This is a genomic window from Virgisporangium aurantiacum (assembly GCF_016863635.1).
In the GTDB taxonomy this organism is placed as follows: Bacteria; Actinomycetota; Actinomycetes; order Mycobacteriales; family Micromonosporaceae; genus Virgisporangium; species Virgisporangium aurantiacum.
The window spans coordinates 1-1,524 of the sequence record NZ_BOPG01000181.1 but is presented as its reverse complement, the minus strand read 5'-3'; the positions used below and the strand labels follow the sequence as shown (position 1 = coordinate 1,524).

Annotated in this window: 1 protein-coding gene; it reads right to left on the bottom strand. The window is 66.6% G+C overall.

Annotation, left to right across the window (positions count from 1 at the left end; all coding sequences use genetic code 11):
* Positions 1–283: 283 nt before the first annotated feature.
* On the bottom strand, positions 284–1,524 hold a 1,241-nt coding region (locus tag Vau01_RS62930), incomplete at its 5' end, for a CBM96 family carbohydrate-binding protein (protein WP_444546067.1).

Sequence of the window (1,524 nt, the reverse complement as noted above, 5' to 3'; positions counted from 1 at the left end):
TCCCCTCCGCCGGGGTGGCGGCCGCCGCTGCGGGGGCGGCGCTGAGGGCTCCTGCGGTGAGGGTGGCCAGGCTACCGGCGGCGAGGCCGGTGATCAGTCGGGTCAGGAACCGGGAGGAGGCGGTGGGGGTACGCATGCCCACAATGAGACCGGCCCGGGGTTTTCCGGCCGGGACTCGTGCGGGTGCGACCCGGTTACCTCCCCAGCCCCCCTCGGGTAACGACAAGTGGCGCAACCCCAAGGAGGGATTGCGCCACTGTCTACTGTGGACTATCGGCGGGGTCTAGCGGCCGATGTTGACGGTGAAGATGGGGTCGGCGGCGATCTTTTTGAACGAGGCCAGCGCCTGTGGGGTGGAGTCGATGCGCATGTCCAGGCCCTGCTGGTCCGACGCGGTGTCGAAGGTGACCATGGCCTTGATCGCCGGCATCGCCTTCATCTGCTCGACAACCTTCGCGTGGATCTTCGCCTTCTCCTCCGGGCTGCACGCCGTCTTGCACTCATAAACCGCCCATTCGGCGACCATGACCGGCTTGCCGGTCGTCACGGCCCAGTTGTACCAGCCGGGGAACGCGGTTTTGCCGGTGCGGTTCATCAGGTAGGTGAAGTCACCGTTGTGGAACCCCTTCGGCTGCGCGTTCACGTAGGAGTCGACACCGACCCAGTCGATGACATCGTTGCCGGGGTACAGGTCCGCCCACCACGGCGAGTCGTTCCACTTTTCCACGTTCATGTACGCCATGACGAATACGACATTGGTGACACCGTTGGCATTCATCCGACCGATGGTGTGGCGGACCATCGCCGCGTAGTCCTTCGCCGTCATCTGCGAACCGGCCACCGTCGACACGTCGTTCTCCGGCTCGTGGTGCACCGCCATGAAAAACTTGTCCTTGCCGTAGTTGGCCTTGATATAGGCGGACAGCTTGTCGATACGGGCGTCCTGCTCACCGGCGGCGACCTTGCCCCACTTGGTGCCGTAGCCGACCTTCCAATTCGTGAACAGCACCCGCGACCTGCCCGCCTCGTTGGCCATGGCGATCTCGGCCTTCGTCGGGAACAGTTCATCACCCCGGTGATACGTGTGATAGATCGACGCCGTCCGACCCGACTTCGCCTCCCACTCCCGCAACGCCTGATCCCGCGGCGTCTCACTGAACCCACCCGCAGCCGCCCCCCACAACACATTGCACGACGGCACGAGTTTGGCGTCCACGGTGCAGTTCGAACCCGGCTGCACCACCGGCGCCGTCGGCGCCGTCGGGGCCGTGGGCTTGGTTGCCGGGGTCTTCAGGGTGAGGGTCAGCTGCGGGCCGGCCGCGCCCTTCTCCGAGGACTGGAACCGGGCGATCGCATTCGACACCGACGACGTCACCGCGAACGTGTACGTGCCCGCCTTGCCGACCCCGGCCGACACGTCGAACGACACCGCCGCGGCCGACGCGGCCGGCTTCGCCGACGCCAGCACCGCACCCACGACCGGCGCGGCCCTACCCGACAGTTTGGCCTCCGTCCACGACGACG